Source organism: Tenacibaculum litoreum, assembly GCF_964513915.1.
In the GTDB taxonomy this organism is placed as follows: Bacteria; Bacteroidota; Bacteroidia; order Flavobacteriales; family Flavobacteriaceae; genus Polaribacter; species Polaribacter litoreum.
Window position 1 is genome coordinate 833,588 of record NZ_CAZEQS010000003.1, and the last position, 18,199, is coordinate 851,786.

9 protein-coding genes are annotated in these 18,199 nt (G+C 32.2%); 6 read left to right on the top strand and 3 right to left on the bottom strand.

Features of this window, described 5'->3' with window-relative positions:
* The first annotated feature begins 40 nt into the window (after positions 1-40).
* The 4 genes from ACKTTR_RS09920 (at position 41) to ACKTTR_RS09935 (ending at position 14,173) form a co-directional block, all read left to right on the top strand.
* Positions 41-3,565: an RHS repeat protein gene (locus ACKTTR_RS09920; RefSeq protein ID WP_408027692.1), complete on the top strand. Its 3,525-nt coding sequence runs from the start codon at positions 41-43 to the stop codon at positions 3,563-3,565.
* 8 nt (positions 3,566-3,573) lie between these two features.
* Entirely contained in the window at positions 3,574-10,008 is a 6,435-nt protein-coding gene (locus tag ACKTTR_RS09925) for a DUF6443 domain-containing protein (protein WP_408027693.1), read from the top strand.
* Positions 9,989-10,699, top strand: a complete 711-nt coding sequence (locus tag ACKTTR_RS09930; protein ID WP_408027694.1) for a hypothetical protein — start codon at positions 9,989-9,991, stop codon at positions 10,697-10,699. Before ACKTTR_RS09925 ends, ACKTTR_RS09930 begins: the two co-directional genes overlap by 20 nt.
* A 498-nt stretch (positions 10,700-11,197) precedes the next feature.
* Positions 11,198-14,173: a DEAD/DEAH box helicase gene (locus ACKTTR_RS09935; RefSeq protein WP_408027695.1), complete on the top strand. Its 2,976-nt coding sequence runs from the start codon at positions 11,198-11,200 to the stop codon at positions 14,171-14,173.
* Between the two features lie 274 nt (positions 14,174-14,447).
* On the opposite strand, the gene rocD is transcribed toward ACKTTR_RS09935, so the two are convergent.
* A complete protein-coding gene (gene rocD / locus ACKTTR_RS09940) occupies positions 14,448-15,692 on the bottom strand; it encodes an ornithine--oxo-acid transaminase (RefSeq protein ID WP_408027696.1) in 1,245 nt (414 codons plus the stop codon).
* 249 nt (positions 15,693-15,941) lie between these two features.
* Here rocD and ACKTTR_RS09945 point away from each other — a divergent pair, with 249 nt between their 5' ends.
* On the top strand, positions 15,942-16,418 hold the full coding sequence (locus ACKTTR_RS09945) for a lipocalin family protein (protein WP_408027697.1): 477 nt from the start codon (positions 15,942-15,944) through the stop codon (positions 16,416-16,418).
* A gap of 14 nt (positions 16,419-16,432) precedes the next feature.
* On the top strand, positions 16,433-17,128 hold the full coding sequence (locus ACKTTR_RS09950; RefSeq protein ID WP_408027698.1) for an OmpA family protein: 696 nt from the start codon (positions 16,433-16,435) through the stop codon (positions 17,126-17,128).
* Between the two features lie 73 nt (positions 17,129-17,201).
* On the opposite strand, the gene ACKTTR_RS09955 is transcribed toward ACKTTR_RS09950, so the two are convergent.
* Together ACKTTR_RS09955 and ACKTTR_RS09960 are read right to left on the bottom strand one after the other, a co-directional pair.
* A complete protein-coding gene (locus tag ACKTTR_RS09955; protein ID WP_368406951.1) occupies positions 17,202-17,579 on the bottom strand; it encodes a DUF6768 family protein in 378 nt (125 codons plus the stop codon).
* A 5-nt stretch (positions 17,580-17,584) separates the two neighbouring features.
* On the bottom strand, positions 17,585-18,130 hold the full coding sequence (locus tag ACKTTR_RS09960) for an RNA polymerase sigma factor (RefSeq protein WP_408027699.1): 546 nt from the start codon (positions 18,128-18,130) through the stop codon (positions 17,585-17,587).
* Between the last annotated feature and the right edge of the window lie 69 nt (positions 18,131-18,199).

An 18,199-nucleotide genomic window follows, 5' to 3' on the forward strand; every position in this document is an offset into this window, starting at 1 on the left:
AAACAAAAATAAATTGCTAATTTAATTACTATCAAATTTTATGAAAAAAACTATGTTAAGCATTGTAATGATGCTGTTTTGTGTATGGGGGTATACACAAGAATTACCTACAATTATTCCTCCTTCACCTGAGGCAACTTCTTTGGCTAAGTTTACAGAAGTCCCCATTAGTCATTACACTGGCCTTCCTAATATAAATATTCCAATAACTTCATTTCAAGTTGATGGTAAAGAGTTTCCTATAAAAATAAATTATCATGCTAGAGGTATTAAAGTAGAAGAAATAGCTTCGAGAGTAGGTATAGGATGGGCATTGAGTGCAGGAGGTCAAATAAGTAGACAAGTTAGACATATACCTGACGACGGCGGTCTTGAACAGATTGGTATGCTTTCAACAGGTAATATGCTTTCATCTTCATTATCGAATAGTACTTTTTTCAATAACGAAGAAACTAGAACAAATTATGAGGTTACTTTAACAGCACCAGTTCAACACGATAGAGAGCCCGATAAGTTTATGCTGCAAGCTGGGGGATTATCTACCAATTTTATTATAGATTATTTTACTAAAAAGCCTCTCAATCAAAAATTTGATGATATAAAAACAGAAGTATTAATTGGTGATAGTGATAACCCAAACGTTACCAATAAAATAATAGGCTTTATAACTAAGGATAAAGATGGTTTTACATATTATTTTGGAGTATCTAAAGATCAGCAAAGAAATGCTAGAAATTATGATCAGACAATAAAAACATATTCAATTAATAAAAATGGATATAACGTACAAACTCCTCCTACTTCTCCTACTTTTAACACTTGGCATTTAATGGATATAGAAGGGCCTAACGGAGATATTACTAGCTTTCATTATTCTTTAGAAGATACCAAGCACTTAAGAAGATCTTATGATGACCATTTACTAGGCGAAAGAGTAAGTTTTGCCTCAGAAATAAGAAGCTACCAGTTTCAGTTAGAATCAATTATTCACAATAAAGGTAAAATAGAGTTTATAAAATCAGTCAATGAAAGAGAAGATTTAAAATTAGGGTATTCATTAGAAAGAATAAATATAAAAGACACAAACGGCACTTTGATAAAAGCACTTAATTTTTATCAAAGTTTTGAAAATACAGAAGCCAATACGATAGATTACACTAATAACACTCTTAAAAACCTAGATATTAGTGCTTCAAAAAGAATGTTTTTAGATTCTGTAGTAACAGTAGGTAAAAACAATAAAGTTATGCCAGCTACAGTTTTTAGCTATTACAACAAGACACTACCTAATAGGTTTTCAAATGCTCAAGATTATTGGGGTTATTATAATAAAGCTAAAAATGGACAATATTTATCATTACTTAACTATTATTATTATATAAACCCACAAGGTGGTATTGAGAAATTTCCTTATACCAATACTACTGTAGATAGAACAGTAGATACTATAGCTTCTATGAGTGGAATATTAACTAAAATTAAATACCCTACTGGTGGTAGCGCAAAATTCACCTATGAACATAATAAAGGAATAATAGGTTCAGAAATGAATGGTATAGATTTACCAGATATCAATCCTAAAACTCCTACTCTTTCAAAAGGAATCTCATTTTTTGAACAAGAATTGTATAATGGAGATAAATATATTAGTGAATCTTTTTTAGTTGGAGAAGTAAATGGAAAAGTAAAGTTCAATGTCAGTTTACCAAATAATTATAATGGAACAGGAGAAGTAACCGATCAAAATTTAGCATGTGCAAACCCTATTCAAAACGATTGTAGATTTAATATTACATTGAAGGGCTTAAATGGTGCCCCTAGCTATCATTATATTTTTGCAGGAACAACAGAGTTTGAAATAGAGTCTGGAGAATATCAAATTATTTTTGATCCTTTAGATTCTTCTTGGTCCCCCTTACCTCCGGCAGAGGGAGAACTTCCCACAAATATATTTAGTGCAAGTATGTCTTGGGTAGAGGTAGTAGATAACAATAATATACTCTTTGCAGCTGGAAAGCGTATAAAGAAAATTGAACACTATGACGTTAATCAAAATTTATCTTTTTTTAAAGAGTATGAATACACATATCCAGATGGAACAAATTCAGGAGTAATCTTATCCCTATCAGCTTTTAGTTCTATTAGACGACTAAATACTTACACATCTGATGGTAGTCAATTACAAGCTATAACTGTATTAGAGCCTCATGGTTCCATTCCTGGGAGTCCGTTAAGTACCTATCAAGGAAATAGTATAGGCTATTCTTCTGTTAAGGAGTATTTTGGTGGCAAAAATAACAACGTTGGTAAAATAGAATATTCATTTACCAACTTTAAAGATAGTGGTTTAGACTTGAGCTATGAAGACTCTGAAAGTTCAGAATCTTATATGACTTTTCCATACCACCTTCCTAATGATTTTGAATGGTTAAGAGGACTTCCTCAAGTAACAAACTATTACAAAAAAAATAATGACGGTTCCTTTACTAAAATCAAATCAACATCTAATACTTATAATTACGGAAATCATAATCTTTCACAGGGATACCCTACAATATTTGCTCCTAGAACAAAACGTCTAGATATATCTGAGAACATGCAAGACCCTGACAAAACATATTATAAAGATAATTATTTGTATAGACTACCTCTTATACATCTTTACATAGCTCAAGATGAAACACCTCAAGGATGGGATAATGAACATACCGAATATAAAACTTTCCATTTAACGGGTGGTGTAGTAGATTTAGTTAGTAAAACAGAAACCAATTTCTTTGATCCAGAAAATTTAGTAACAACTACTAATTATTATTATAACCATGATAAACATCACCAATTAGCATCTAAAGAAACAACTAATAGCAATGGAGAAGTTTTAAAGACAAAAAACTACTACATTCCTGATGTAACTAGCGTAAACTCTTTAGGTCATGATGATTTAACTCCTACTGAAAAAGCAGCTGTAGACCAGTTAAAACTACAAAATAGAATAGCAGCACCTATTCAAGTAGAGACTTTTAAAGATAATCTACTATATTCAACTCAACGTACAAATTATAACAATTTCAACGGTTTTTACTTGCCCGAAGTAATTCAAACAGCTAAAGAAGGACAGATATTAGAAGACCGAGTTGTTTATCACAATTATGATAGCAAAGGTAACCCTGTGGAAGTAAGTAAAAAAGACGGTACCCATATTGTATATATCTGGGGGTATAATCAAACTCAGCCTATCGCTAAAATTGAGAATGCTAAACTTTCCGATATACCAAATACTATAAAATCTGAAATAGAGACAGCCGCTAATCAAGATAGTGATATAGCCTCTGAAAACAGTTTGAGGGAATCATTAAATAAATTACGAGACACAAATGTATGCCCACTATTGTCTAACGCTCAAGTAACCACTTTTACTTACGATCTATTAGTTGGAGTTACAAGTATCACCGACCCAAGAGGTCAGACTGTATATTATGAGTATGATGATTTTAACCGATTAGAATTTATAAAAGATGCCGACGGGAATCTTTTAAAAGAACACAAATACCATTATAAAAACTAATTCTTGCTATGAAAAAAAATTTATTACTAATTATTGTTTCTCTTTTTTTTACTGAGATCCTTTTTTCTCAAATAATGCCAGATCCTGATTTCCCTGGAGATGAAATAACCTGGTATCGTGATTTAGATGGAGATGGGTATGGTAATCCAAGGTCTTCTATCCAAAGCTCTACCCAACCCAATGGTTATGTGTTTAATGGAGCAGATTGTGATGATAGTAATCCTAATATAGGTCCAGAAAAGTTCTGGTATAGAGATAGTGATGGAGATGGGTATGGTACACCATCAAATAAAGTACTATCCTGTACAGCTCTATCTGGCTATGTAAGTAACTCTAGTGATTGTAACGATTCTAATGCTAGTCTTCCTAAATACTTCTATAAAGATAATGATGGAGATGGGTATGGTACTTCATCAAATAAGCTATTAGCCTGTTCTGCTCCTTCAGGATATGTAAGTAATACTAGTGACTGTAATGATTCTAATGCTAGTCTTCCTAAATATTGGTATGTAGATTCAGATGGTGATGGCTATGGAACAGGAATTGGAATTTTAGATTGTAATCAACCAACATTAACAAACCCTGATGGTTCATTAGCCTATTCAAATGTAAATGGTGATTGTAATGATGATAATTCTAATATTAAACCTGGCGCTCTTGAAATATGTGATGGTATTGATAATGATTGTGATGGACAAATAGATGAAGCACCTAAACCAAGCACTCCAAGTGCACCAACAATCACTAAAAACTGTGGTAGTACAGTGCTTACAAGAAGTACTCCTCCTAGTGGAATTACTTGGTATTGGCAAAGTAGTAGCTCTGGAACCAGTACTGGTAATTCAAATACTAGTATTACCAGAACTAGCGGAACTGTTTATTATCTAAGAGCTAGAAACAATACTACAAGGTGTTGGAGTAGCGTAAGAAGTGTAAGTTATAGTATCAATACGGTACCTAGTACTCCACCAACACCTACCATCACTAAAAATTGTGGTAATACCGTACTAACTAAAGGAAGTTCTCCTAGTGGAATTACTTGGTATTGGCAAAGTAGTAGTTCAGGAACTAATACCTCTAATTCAAACACGAGTATTACCAGAACTAGTGGAACTGTTTATTACCTTAGAGCTCGTAATAATACCTCAGGATGTTGGAGCAGTACAAGAAGTGTAAGTTATAGTATCAATACAATACCAAGTACTCCAAGTACACCTATTGTTACTAAAAATTGTGGAAATACAGTGCTAACAAGAGGTACTCCTCCTAGTGGAATCACTTGGTACTGGCAAAGTAGTAGCTCTGGAACCAGTACCGCTAATGCTAATTCAAGTATTACCCGAACGAGTGGAACTGTATACTACTTAAGAGCTCGTAACAATACCACAGGGTGTTGGAGTAGCACAAGAAGTGTAAGTTATAGTATCAATACAGTACCAAGCACTCCATCAACACCAACAATCACTAAAAACTGTGGAAATACAGTGTTAACAAGAGGAACTCCTCCTAGTGGAATTTCTTGGTATTGGCAAAGTACCAGCTCTGGAACCAGTACTGGTAATTCAAATACTAGTATTACGAGAACTAGCGGAACTGTTTATTATCTAAGAGCTAGAAATAATACCTCAGGATGTTGGAGCAGTACAAGAAGTGTAAGTTATAGTATCAATACAGTACCAAGTACTCCACCAACACCTACCATCACTAAAAATTGTGGTAATACCGTACTAACTAAAGGAAGTTCTCCTAGTGGAATTACTTGGTATTGGCAAAGTAGTAGTTCAGGAACTAATACCTCTAATTCAAACACGAGTATTACCAGAACTAGTGGAACTGTTTATTACCTTAGAGCTCGTAATAATACCTCTGGATGTTGGAGTAGCGTAAGAAGTGTAAGTTATAGTATTAATTCTCCATCAACATGGTATGCAGATACAGACGGAGATGGTTATGGTGACACCAATAACACAACCAGTGCTTGTGAAACTCCTAATGGATACGTAAGTAACAATGATGATTATGATGACAGTACTAATTTAATTACCAATATTACGCCAAAGAATTACTATCGAGATATAGATAATGATGGTTATGGAAATTTATCTGTAAAAGTATATCAAAGTAACGCACCAACTGGCTATGTTACCAACTCTTTAGATTGTAATGATAGCAATGCTGCACTTCACCCCAACACTAAATGGTATGCTGATACAGATGGAGATGGTTTTGGAGACCCTAATTCAGTTAAAACTCAATGCGCTCAACCTAGTGGCTATGTATTAAGTAAAGAAGATAATTGTCCTACTATAAAAGGCACTTATTTTGGTTGTAACGAAACCCAGACGAATTATAGTGCCCCCAATTTAAGTGATGAAAACTATGTGTTTATTAGAGAGTATCAAGAGGCCAAGGCTACGCCTAGTATGATTGCTAAAAATAGTGATGTAATAGAAAATATCACATATTTTGATGGCTTGGGAAGAGCCAAGCAACAAATAGCTATTAGAGGAGGAGTTAAACAAAGTTCTTCAGCAGCTCTTAATTTATTAGCTTCTGATTGGTTAGAAGGTATGGGTAGCACTTCTTTTTATAACCAAAATGGTTCTACAGCTGAAAACCAAAGAGTATTAGGAGCTAGTCCAAGAGGAACAAAAGAGGTATTATGGCTATGTGGAAATGATGTAACAAGTAATGCAGACGGAGGATGGAATACCGATTATATCAACATAGACAATACAAAATCATATCGCTACACAGTTTGGGTAAAACGTACAGGTAGTCAAAATGGTACCACTTATCACGGAACACAAAATGTAAATAATTTAAGTGGAACAACTAATAACAATCCTTATTTTTGGAATGGTGACTTACCACAGTTAGATACTTGGTATTTATTAGTAGGAATTATTCATCCAGCAGGGTACAGCGGTAACGATACAGGTATTAGTGGAGTGTATGATATTAACGGAACAAGAGTTATTGATGGAACTGAATTTGTATGGGATAGTAGTACTACCACATCTCGTTTTAGAAGTTACTTATACTACTCAACAGATGTTACTACCAATCAATATTTCTGGAATCCAGTTCTGGAAACTGTAGATGGTACAGAGTTGAGTATTGATGCAATAGTAGGTACCACTAATACAAAAGTAAATGACATTGTTACCCATATAGAGTACGATGAATTTGGACGCCAAACTAAAGAATACCTCCCCTATGCTGTTGAAAGTGCTAATGGAGCAATTATAACAGGTGATGTTGCATCGGCTACAAAAAGCTTTTATCAAGTAAATTATAGTGATGATTTTGCAGGCGTAAGCTTACCTGATGTAAATGCCTATTCAGAAAAGCAGTTTGATGGTTCTCCTCTTAATAGAGTACTAAAACAAGCAGCTCCAGGAAAAGACTGGAAATTAGGGAATGGACATGAAATTGAGTTTGATTATAGTTCTAATATTGCTACTGAGGTTAAAAACTACTACGTAACTACCGCTTTGGCTGATAACACCTATACTCCTACTCTAGAACTTAGCACAGTGAATAATGGAAATTTTATAGCAGGAGAGTTGTATAAAACAGTTACTAAAGATGAGAATCATAATGGTAGCTCAAGTAAATTGCACACCACAGAAGAGTTTAAAAACAAGCAAGGACAAGTTCTTTTAAAACGAACGTATGCTTTAGTATCTGGTGTTGAAACAGCTCACGATACCTACTATGTATATGACGATTTTGGAAACCTTACCTATGTGTTACCTCCAATGATTAATGCTTCAACAAATACTTTGGCTGTAATAAATTCTAAACTAAATGATTTAGGTTATCAATACAAATACGACCATAGAAACCGACTGGTAGAAAAGAAAATACCAGGCAAAGGATGGGAATATATCATATACGATAAGTTAGACAGACCTGTGCTTACGCAAGATGCTAAATTAAAAGCTCAAAACAAATGGTTGTTTACTAAATACGATGCTCTAGGGAGGGTGATTTATACAGGTATATACACACATGGTTCAGTTATTACTCGAGAAGCTATGCAAACCTATTTTGACAGTCAAAATAATTCAAAGGAAAAATATTACGAAGAAAAATTAACAAGTTTAGGGACACTAGGGATTTATTATAGTAGTAGTGATTTTCCTACAACTAATTTAGAAGTATTAACGGTAAATTATTATGATAATTACACATTTGACAGAGCAGGGGCAAATACTTCTGTAAGTAGTACATATGGCGTAAACTCAACAGGAAACCTAAAAAGTTTAGCTACGGGAAGCAAAGTAAAAGTTTTAGGAAGTTCACCAGCAAAATGGATTACTACAGTTACCTATTACGATGAAAAAGCACGTCCTATTTATGTGTATTCTAAAAATGAAGAGTTACAAACTACCGATATTATAGAAAGCAAACTAGATTTTTCTGGTAAAGTATTAGAAACCAAAACCACGCATACAAAAGGAACCAATGCTCCAATTGTAACCATAGATGGCTTTGAGTATGACCATGTAAGAAGAATGACAAAACAAACTCAAAAAATAAATAATCAGGAAACTGAAACTATTGTAGCTAATGAGTATGATGAATTAGGACAACTAAAAACCAAAAAGGTTGGTGGTACTTTACAAGAAGTAGACTATACATATAATGTTCGTGGTTGGTTAAAAAACATCAACGAAGATGGTAAAAATGACAACGATTTGTTTAACTTTACTTTAGTTTATGAAAATCCTATTGACCCTTTGAAAGCCTTGTATAATGGAAATATTAGTCAAATTAATTGGAATACTTTAAGTGTAAACAACACAAGTAACCCAGTGAGTTCGCAGTATGAATACACCTACGACGCTCTGAACAGAATCACAAGCGCCACAAGCGATGTAGGCGGAAATTACAACCTTTCGGGGATTACGTATGACAAAAATGGGAATATCCTAAGTTTGAACAGAAACGGATATCAAGGAAATACGGTATTTACCAATATGGACAACTTAGTATACTCGTATGATAGTGGAAATAAGTTAAATTATGTTACCGATGGAGGGAATAATAATTACGGTTTTATAGACAATAATAAGTCTGGAAACGACTATTATTATGATGTCAATGGTAATATGACTAAAGACTTAAATAAAAACATTACTGGAATAGCTTATAACTACCTAAACCTACCCTTAGAAATAAAGATTGATAACTCTGATAGTAAGAAGATAAACTATACCTATGATGCTTCAGGGGTAAAGTTAAGAAAGATTATTAATGATAACGGAAATATCACAACCTTAGACTACGCTAATGGATATACGTACGAGAATAATGAGTTGCAATACTTCCCTACGGCAGAGGGGTATGTAAAGAAAGATAATACAGGGTTCAAGTATGTATATCAATACAAAGACCATTTAGGGAATGTTAGGTTAAGTTATACAGATAATAACAGCGATGGTGTTATTACGGTAAGTTCAGACCCAAATACCAATGAGATTATAGAAGAAAGTAGCTACTATCCTTTTGGATTAAAGCACGAAGGTTATAATACAGCTAAGAATATAGGTATTGGTAGCCATATAGCTCAAAAGTTTGGATATGTAGGTCAAGAGTTAGAAGAGAGTTTAAATTTAAATCTCTTAGAAATGGATTGGAGACAATATGACTCAACAATAGGTAGGTTTAATGGAATTGATGCTTTAGCAGATAATTACAGAGATATAACTCCCTATCACTATGCTCATAATTCTCCACTATTTTTAAAAGACCCAACAGGTTTGTTTTCTACAGTTGTTAATGAAGATGGTGAAGTTATTGACCATAAAGATGATAACGATAAGAACATATATCTTGGGTCTAGAACTGGACCTGTGGTAGGTGAAGAAGAGGAAGGTAAAGAGTATAAAAAAGGAGATAAACTTTATGAGGTAAAAGGAGAAATAGATACATACTTTGAGTTAATTCTTAAAGAAGTCAATGTTAATAAAGAAATAAAAAAAGTTCAATCCCTTATTGAGATAACAATTAGTGATATTACAAAAATTGAGTTGAAAATAAAAAAGAATGAACCTTTAAGTGAAAAAGAAAAATTGATATTAAAAAGTAAACTGAATTTACTTTCAATGTCATCTATGTACTATAAAAATTTAATAGAACAAAAAGAGGTTATAATGTATGTATTCAAAGAATACAACAGTCAGTTTTCTTTTTCAGAAAGTGGTCGCAATATGTACAATTCATTCATTAATTATTTTGCTGGACTAGCAAAGGCCAATAATATTATAAAACATGTTGAGATTCCAGATGGAACAGGAGCTACTTTAAAAAGTAAAACAATAGATAAGATTAGAGATAATTTAAAGGCACCTGCTTCTAATGCATTTGGAGGGGTTAGATTACATGGTCAAAAATTACCAATATCATTTGAAGATGCAAGGGTTAAAAATTAAAAACAATTTTTTTTACTATAAAAAAGACAGGAAGAAAAGCTATTTAAAATTGGTTTTAGTAGTTTTAATTTACTATATACTTAATAATTATTTATTGAATTTTTTAGATAGTATTTTTCCTGTTTTAAATAAAATTTCTAGTAATGAAAGTACAGGTACCTTAAAAGAACTAACTATACCTAAACTTACCATAATCTTATTATTTGCATCTCTTTTAGAGGAATTGAAATATAGATTGGTTTTTACTAAAGCGAATTTTAAATATCTCATTTTCTCAATTGCATTGTTAGTAACAGATCTGTTATTTACTTTACTTAGACCAAGCAGTTTAAATCTTTTTGGTGAAAAATATTTGGTGATTTTATTGTATTTTGTTTCGTTATTTCTAGTAGCTATAGGTATTTTTAAAATTTTAACTACTATCCTACTTGATAAAAAAGAATTTATTGAAGAATTTATTTATAATTCTTACGTGAAATTATTTATAATACAAGCTGTTTTATTTGCTTTTTGGCATATATATTTTTCAGGTCAAATAGAAAAACATCATATAATTACCCTAGCTATGGTTCACTTCATAGGAGCTCTATTTTTTGGGATGATTAGAATTTATTACGGGATTATTACGTCAGTATTGGTTCATTTTATTTTGAATTTTTTAAGCTATATCTTATACTTTATATTTATTTAAATAGGTAGTATAATAAACTAAGTCATATTATAAAACAACTATCACAAAAAATTAAAAATCAGTAGTTAGCTTTTTGTCTACTACTGATTTTTTTATACTCATAGATAAACATATATTTCTTAGAAGTGATAAAAAACAAGAGGCTATTAGTACTTTATATACTAAATTAGCTTTTAAAAAAATTATGAATCACTTAATAATATATGAAACCAGAAAACAAAAAAGCATTTAAGGAAATTTTCATTCTACTTATTGGTACTATTTTAATTGTATTTTTTTTGTTTAAAATTTTTGTTTGGAAATAAAGGTTATTTCTGGACTTAAAATGTGTTTTTAACATACCACATCTTTTAATTTACTGAAAACAAACCCACTATCCTCCCTCCTATTTTTTCGTTAATAAAAAGCTAACAAAAACTATTTTTTCACACGTTGAATATAGTATTTTCGCACCCTTTCTTACAGAAAAAATCACATTTCAAGGGTACGAGAACAACTATGAACGACGAAAAAAACTGGTTACAATATTATAAAAACAGCTTATCTGATAGTGAAAACTTAGCTATCGACATTAGTAAAATAAAAAACCTTTTTCATCAAAAATCATCCGATTTAAGTAACGCACTCATCAACTCTAAACAAGCAAGTCAACTATTAGATGTTGAAGAACGTAGAATTAATAGATTAAAAGGAATTACTAAAAAAGACAATCCTAAGTGGCATAAGGTAGAGGAAACTAAAATATTAATAGCGCCTTTTCATTTAGTATATCAAACCGACAACACTAAATTCAAACAGCGTACCATTCACCCTTTTTGGATTAGTGCTATTGTAAATCGTTCAGGGCAATTATCAGCTCCAAAAGATGGCTTTCCTTTAATTGTTCGCAACTATCTAACCCCAATGGCAGATGTAAAGAACGATTTTATCTTTTCTTCTATTGACACCGTTTTAGATGCTAAAGACCTAGATGCTCCCGATTTTGAAAACAGCGAAGAGCCTATACCTTGGGATGAATACTGGAACTATATTAACGAAGTATTTTCTGCGATAACTTTTAGCAATCTATATCGTTATCAAGTAGAACGCTACACTACACAGTACGAGCTTACTTATTTCGCATTAAGTTCTAAAATTTCTACCGCAAAAAGTATTTTATTTCTATACGAAAACCTGCTTAAAAACACGGATGAATTACCTGTACTCTCTAAAATCATCAATCCATATACTAGAGAGCGACAAGAAGCCATTACCGATAATGGATTTTTAGTTTACAATCATTTGCATTTAGGGCAAATGTCTAATAAATTCCCGCTTTCTGTTAGTCAGCGAAAAACATTACTATCGTATTTAGTAGCCGAAGAAAATGCAGTTACCGCTGTAAACGGACCTCCAGGAACTGGAAAAACTACCCTATTGCAAAGTTTAGTTGCTACCGAGTTTGTAAAAGCTGCTATTAACGGAGAAGAAGCGCCTATAATTTTAGCTTGTTCTAACAACAACCAAGCAGTAACCAATATTATTGATAGTTTTATCAATTCTGAAAGTACCATGGGAGAATTAGCCAACCGTTGGATACCTGATTTTAACGGATATGCTACCTACCTTCCATCCAGTTCAAAAAGTGAGAAAAAACTAGCCAATATCAATTACTTAAAAGGAAACTTATTTGGTCATGAAGGAACGCTTTGTAATCTGGAGAATGAAAAATATATCTCTGAAGCAGAATACTATTTTTTAACAAACTACTGTCAGTATTTCAATACCCAAACAAATTCACTTGACGATGTATGTAACCATCTACAAGAAGAAATTATAGGTATTCAAAATATTTTAGCTGATGGTGTTGACTTCTCTAGAAACTATATAAATGCTGTAAACTACATTAACAGCATACTCGTACACGAAGAAGATTTTGTTCAAAAAAGTACGTTTAAAATCTCCAAGCTACAAGAATGGAGAACTGTTTTAAACGATTTAAAAACAGCTACAAAAGACACTGATTTTATTGATAAAGTAAAACACTATTTTATTGATGAAGCTCAGTTTGAATCAAGAAATGCTGAACACATTTTTAAGGCTAACGCTGAAACACTGTTGGATGCTAAAAAAGCAGCAGCATATATAAAAGAATGTACAAACAATGTAAATCTGCTACTGCAATCACATTTAAGCCTAAAAAATTGGAAGTATGAAAACAACATTAAAGGATTTCCTTTTGTTTCAGAAGAACAAATGTGGGCGTATGAATATGAAAAAATCAAATCTAACGATGCAACTCAGCGTTTCTTTTATGATGAATTAGATATTGATTTACGCCATAAAGCATTCTTATTAGCAACCCATTATTGGGAAGCTCGCTGGTTACTAGAAACCAGAGAAATGTTAGAGGAGAACACCGAAAAAGGAACAGGAGAATATGCTATTAAAGCAAAATGGAAACGAAGAGCTATGCTTACCCCTTGTTTTGTAGCTACTTTCTATACAGCTCCAAGTCACTTTTTATACAGTCAATTTCAAGGAGAGAACGAAAACGGAAAACCTATTTTCGAATACTTACCGCTATACAACTTTTTAGATTTGTTAATTATTGATGAAGCAGGTCAGGTTACTCCAGAAGTAAGTATTCCTATATTTTCATTAACCCAAAAAGCTTTTGTAGTAGGTGATTTACAACAAATTGAGCCTATTTGGTCTATTCCTAAAAAAATTGACCAAGGAAACTTAACAAGCCTTGATATTATTGAAAATCAAAATGACGCACATTTAGACGAATTAGGCTTTTTAGCTTCTAGCGGAAGTATTATGAAAATGGCTCAAAATGCCTGCGAATTTGAAACACCATTGCCCGCAAAAAAAGAACAAGGATTGGTTTTATTGGAACACAGACGATGTAATGATGAAATTATTAGTTTTTGTAACGAATTGGCGTACGATGGTATTTTAAAACCTATGAAAGGAAAAGCTAAAGAGAATCAGGCATTCCCATCAATGATGGCATATCATATAGAAGGAGTTAGTGAGCGCAAATACAACAGTCGTCAAAACATTAGCGAAGTAAAAGCTATTATTTCTTGGTTACAACAAAACAAAGAAACCATTCAAGAAGCATACGATGTAGATGCTATTGAAAGTGTTTTAGGAATTATTACCCCTTTTGCAAGCCAGAAAGGAGAATTATCAAAAGCCTTAACCGATGCGGGTTATAAAGTTAGCGACATTAAACTAGGTACTGTACACGCATTACAAGGTGCAGAACGAAACATTATCTTGTTCAGCTCCGTGTATTCTAATGACGACGAAGGAACCTTGTTTTTTGAAAAAGATAACAAACCCAACATGTTAAATGTAGCGGTTTCAAGAGCTAAAGAGAGTTTTATTCTTTTTGGAGACACTCGAATTTTTGATGAAACCAAAAACACACCTTCAGGAATCTTAAAAAGACACTTAAACATTTATGAAATGGCTAACTAATTATGTTTTTGTACACCAAAAAAAATATTAACTTAAAAAGTGTACAACACTTGTACACTAAAAAATTTGATAAAAAAAATAGTGTACAGTACTTGTACACAAAAAAAAATATTAACTTAAAAAGTGTACAGAAAAGTACCTAACTTGCTATTAAACATTTTTAATAGCATTTAGAAAAATGTTAGTTTCATATTTTAGTAATTAAAAACTAATAAATAACAACAAAAAAAGGAACGATTAAATCGTTCCTTTTTTAATATACAATGCTGTAAGCTTATTTTTTAAACTCAGTAATAGTCTTCTTAATAATATTAATACAGTCTCTTAATTGTTCTTCGTTCATTACTAATGGTGGTGCAAAACGAATAATGTTTCCGTGTGTTGGTTTTGCTAACAATCCGTTGTCACGTAATTTTAAACAGATATTCCAAGCTGTTTCACTTTCTTCGGTATCGTTAATTACAACAGCATTTAACAATCCTTTACCACGTACTAACGTTACTAACTCGTTTTCTTTGGCAAACTCAGCTAACTCTTCTCTAAAGATTTTACCTAAACGCTCAGCATTTTCAGCTAACTTTTCATCTTTAACTACCTCTAAAGCTGCAATAGCTACCGCTGCAGCAACAGGGTTTCCTCCGAAAGTAGAACCGTGATTACCAGGTCTAATAACATTCATAATGTCATCGTTTGCTAATACTGCAGATACCGGATATGCACCTCCACTTAATGCTTTACCTAAAATTAAAATATCTGGCTGTACATTTTCGTGGTTCACTGCTAATAACTGACCTGTACGCGCAATACCTGTTTGTACTTCATCTGCAATAAATAATACATTATGCTTTTCACATAACGCTTTCGCTGCTGCTAAATATCCTTCAGAAGGCACATATACTCCAGCCTCTCCCTGAATAGGTTCAGCCATAAAACCAGCAATGTTATCGTTATTTTCTAATGCTTCTTCTAAAACTTGTAAGTTATCGTACTCAATTTTGATAAATCCTTCAGTAAATGGTCCAAAATTCTTACGTGCTACAGGATCGTTTGAAAAAGAAATAATGGTAGTTGTTCTTCCGTGGAAATTATTCTTACAAACAATAATTTGTGCTTCGTTTTCATCAATTCCTTTTACTTCATACGCCCACTTTCTACAGATTTTTAAAGCAGTTTCAACAGCTTCAGCACCTGTATTCATTGGTAATAATTTATCAAAACCAAAGTATTCAGTTGCAAACTTTTCATACTTTCCTAACATATCGTTATAAAAAGCACGAGATGTTAATGTTAATGTTTGCGCTTGGTTTACCATTGCTCCCACTATTTTTGGGTGGCAGTGCCCTTGATTTACTGCGGAATAAGCCGATAAAAAATCATAATATTTTTTTCCTTCAACATCCCATACATATACTCCTTCTCCTTTACTCAATACTACTGGTAATGGATGGTAGTTATGTGCTCCGTATTTGTTTTCTAAGTCAATCGCTTGTTGCGAAGTTAATTGGTCTAAAACAGCCATTTTTCTTAATTTTTTAAAATTTATAAAATAACCATTCCTTATCTACCTTTATCCTTTCGAAAAAGAAGTTTCGAAAATTCAGCGTGGGAAAGAAATCATCCCTAGCTACAAAATTATTAAATTAAAGTGACTTTCTTAGATTTTGAAGTGTCTAAAAAAACAAACAACATAACTTTTTTTATGGTTTGCAATAAAACCATAGTTAATCAGTTTTTTTTATCTTTAAAGAAATTAACTAAATATCATTTTATGAAAAAAATCTTATTTTTATTACTGCTTTCAATAGCTGTAATCGGATGTAAATCTACATCTGTAACTAACACTAAACTTGACAACAAAACTGAACGAATGCTTAAAGGTAATTGGACCATTACTGCTGTAAATTTCCCAGGTTCTAACTACTTAAAAGTAAACTCATTTAATTTAGAAGACTCTAACTGCTTTATTGGTAGTAACTGGAGCTTTGTTTCAAACAACAATAAAGGAGAAATGAGTTTAAACAATCCAAGTACAGACTGTAAAGACTTTAGCTCACCTATTACATGGTATGTTAATAAAGATGGAAACTTTGTATTAAAAATTATTAATAACCACAAAGCTAAAGACGTTAATGCTGGATATATTTTAAGATTACGTAACGTTACTGAAACTAACTTTGACTTAATTGACCAAGTTAACGTTGCAGGACAAGTAAAAGATATTACATACTCATTTCAAAGACAATAATTAATAAAAGCATTATGAAAAAATCAATCATTTATAGTTTATCAATTTTATTTTTAGCCGGTACTATTTTTACTTCTTGTAAATCTATTCAAAACGCTAATAACACTCAAAAAGGTGCTGCTATTGGTACAGCTGCTGGTGCTGTAATAGGTGCTGTAATAGGTAACAATGTAGGAAGTAAAAACAACTCTGAATTAGGTGCCATTTTAGGTGGTGTTGTAGGTGGTGTTGCTGGTGGTGTAATTGGTAACCAAATGGATAAGCAAGCTCGTGAAATTGAAGAAGCTTTACCAGGTGCAGAAGTAGAAAGAGTTGGTGAAGGTATTAAACTTACTTTAGGTGAAAATGCTGTTAGATTTGCTACTAACAAAGCGACTTTAACTTCTACTGCACAAGCTAACTTAGATAAGTTAGTTCCTGTATTTAAAGATTATGAGAACACTAATATTGTAATTTACGGTTATACAGATAGTACAGGTAGTGTTGAATACAATCAAACTCTTTCAGAAAAAAGAGCTAATTCAGTAAGAAACTACCTAGCTAGTAAAGGGTTAAACAATAGTCGTTTTGAAACTAAAGGACTAGGAGTTAAAGATCCTATTGCTACTAACGATACTGCTGAAGGAAGAAGTAAAAACAGACGTGTTGAGTTTGCAATCGTTGCAAATGAACAAATGATAAAAGAAGCTAAAAAAGAAGCAGGTCAATAAAAAAGCCTTCACAACAAAGATTAAAGACTACTCTAAATGAGTAGTCTTTTTTATTTATAAAAACTCTAACCGTCTATACTTTACTAGACAACGAAGATATCTGTAACTCTAACCTTTTTACTTCTCTAATAATTGCTTTTTTATCCATTTGCATCCAAGCAAAAATCTTTAACATGCTTACTCCTACTAAAAAGACTACAGTACCTGTTGCCCATTTAATTAACTCTTTAGTTTCTTCAGCCTGAAAAAAATGCACAATACAATAAATAAACAACCCAAAAAACACCAAGGTAACAACATTCATCACATACATAATCCATTTATTTTTTCCTTCAAACAACCCTCCTACCATTTCTAAAACATTTTGTTCTTCTAGCTCATCATAAAATTTTGCTTCTTCTTCTGATAATGTTTCTTTTATTAATGCATCAATATCTTCTAATTTACTCATGATTTCTATTTTTTAATGATTAGTTTTAACTTCTCTCTTGCATGAAACAACCTTGATTTTGCTGTTCCTACTGATATGTTTAACAACTCTGCTATCTCTTTTAAAGAATAACATTGTTTATAAAAAAGCTCGATAACTATTTTTTGATTTTTAGGAAGCGCTACTATTGCCTCTTTTATTTTTTCCTTATAAATAGTAATATCACCATTATCTTCACTAAGATTTACCCTAAATTGCTCTTGATGATATTTTTTTAAGCTTTTAGTTCTTCTTTGATTTGAGCGCAAATAATCTATCGATTTTCGATTTACAATACTTATTGCCCAAGATTTAAACTTTGTTGGATCTTTTAAATAAGTAAGACTATCAAAAATAACCTTCCAACTCTCTTGTGCTATATCTTTAGCAACATCAGCATCTTTCACCATCCAAAAAGCAAATTTGCAAAACTGTAAATACCATTTTTTAACCAGAGCATTGAGTGCCTTTTTGTTTCCTGATTGATATGCTAAAACCAATTCTGTATCGGTTATATTTTCCAAGTTTTTCATAATTGATTACACCTCATAGACGTAGAAAAAATAAAAAGGTTCAATTTTCTCTTAAAAATAAGAATTAAT

What these genes read in the sequence shown, in the direction of transcription:
- ACKTTR_RS09920 (WP_408027692.1), top strand. Translation starts at nt 41, where the DNA reads ATGAAAAAAACTATGTTAAGCATTGTAATGATGCTGTTTTGTGTATGG.
- ACKTTR_RS09925 (WP_408027693.1), top strand. Translation starts at nt 3,574, where the DNA reads ATGAAAAAAAATTTATTACTAATTATTGTTTCTCTTTTTTTTACTGAG.
- ACKTTR_RS09930 (WP_408027694.1), top strand. Translation starts at nt 9,989, where the DNA reads ATGCAAGGGTTAAAAATTAAAAACAATTTTTTTTACTATAAAAAAGAC.
- ACKTTR_RS09935 (WP_408027695.1), top strand. Translation starts at nt 11,198, where the DNA reads ATGAACGACGAAAAAAACTGGTTACAATATTATAAAAACAGCTTATCT.
- rocD (WP_408027696.1), bottom strand. Translation starts at nt 15,692, where the DNA reads ATGGCTGTTTTAGACCAATTAACTTCGCAACAAGCGATTGACTTAGAA.
- ACKTTR_RS09945 (WP_408027697.1), top strand. Translation starts at nt 15,942, where the DNA reads ATGAAAAAAATCTTATTTTTATTACTGCTTTCAATAGCTGTAATCGGA.
- ACKTTR_RS09950 (WP_408027698.1), top strand. Translation starts at nt 16,433, where the DNA reads ATGAAAAAATCAATCATTTATAGTTTATCAATTTTATTTTTAGCCGGT.
- ACKTTR_RS09955 (WP_368406951.1), bottom strand. Translation starts at nt 17,579, where the DNA reads ATGAGTAAATTAGAAGATATTGATGCATTAATAAAAGAAACATTATCA.
- ACKTTR_RS09960 (WP_408027699.1), bottom strand. Translation starts at nt 18,130, where the DNA reads ATGAAAAACTTGGAAAATATAACCGATACAGAATTGGTTTTAGCATAT.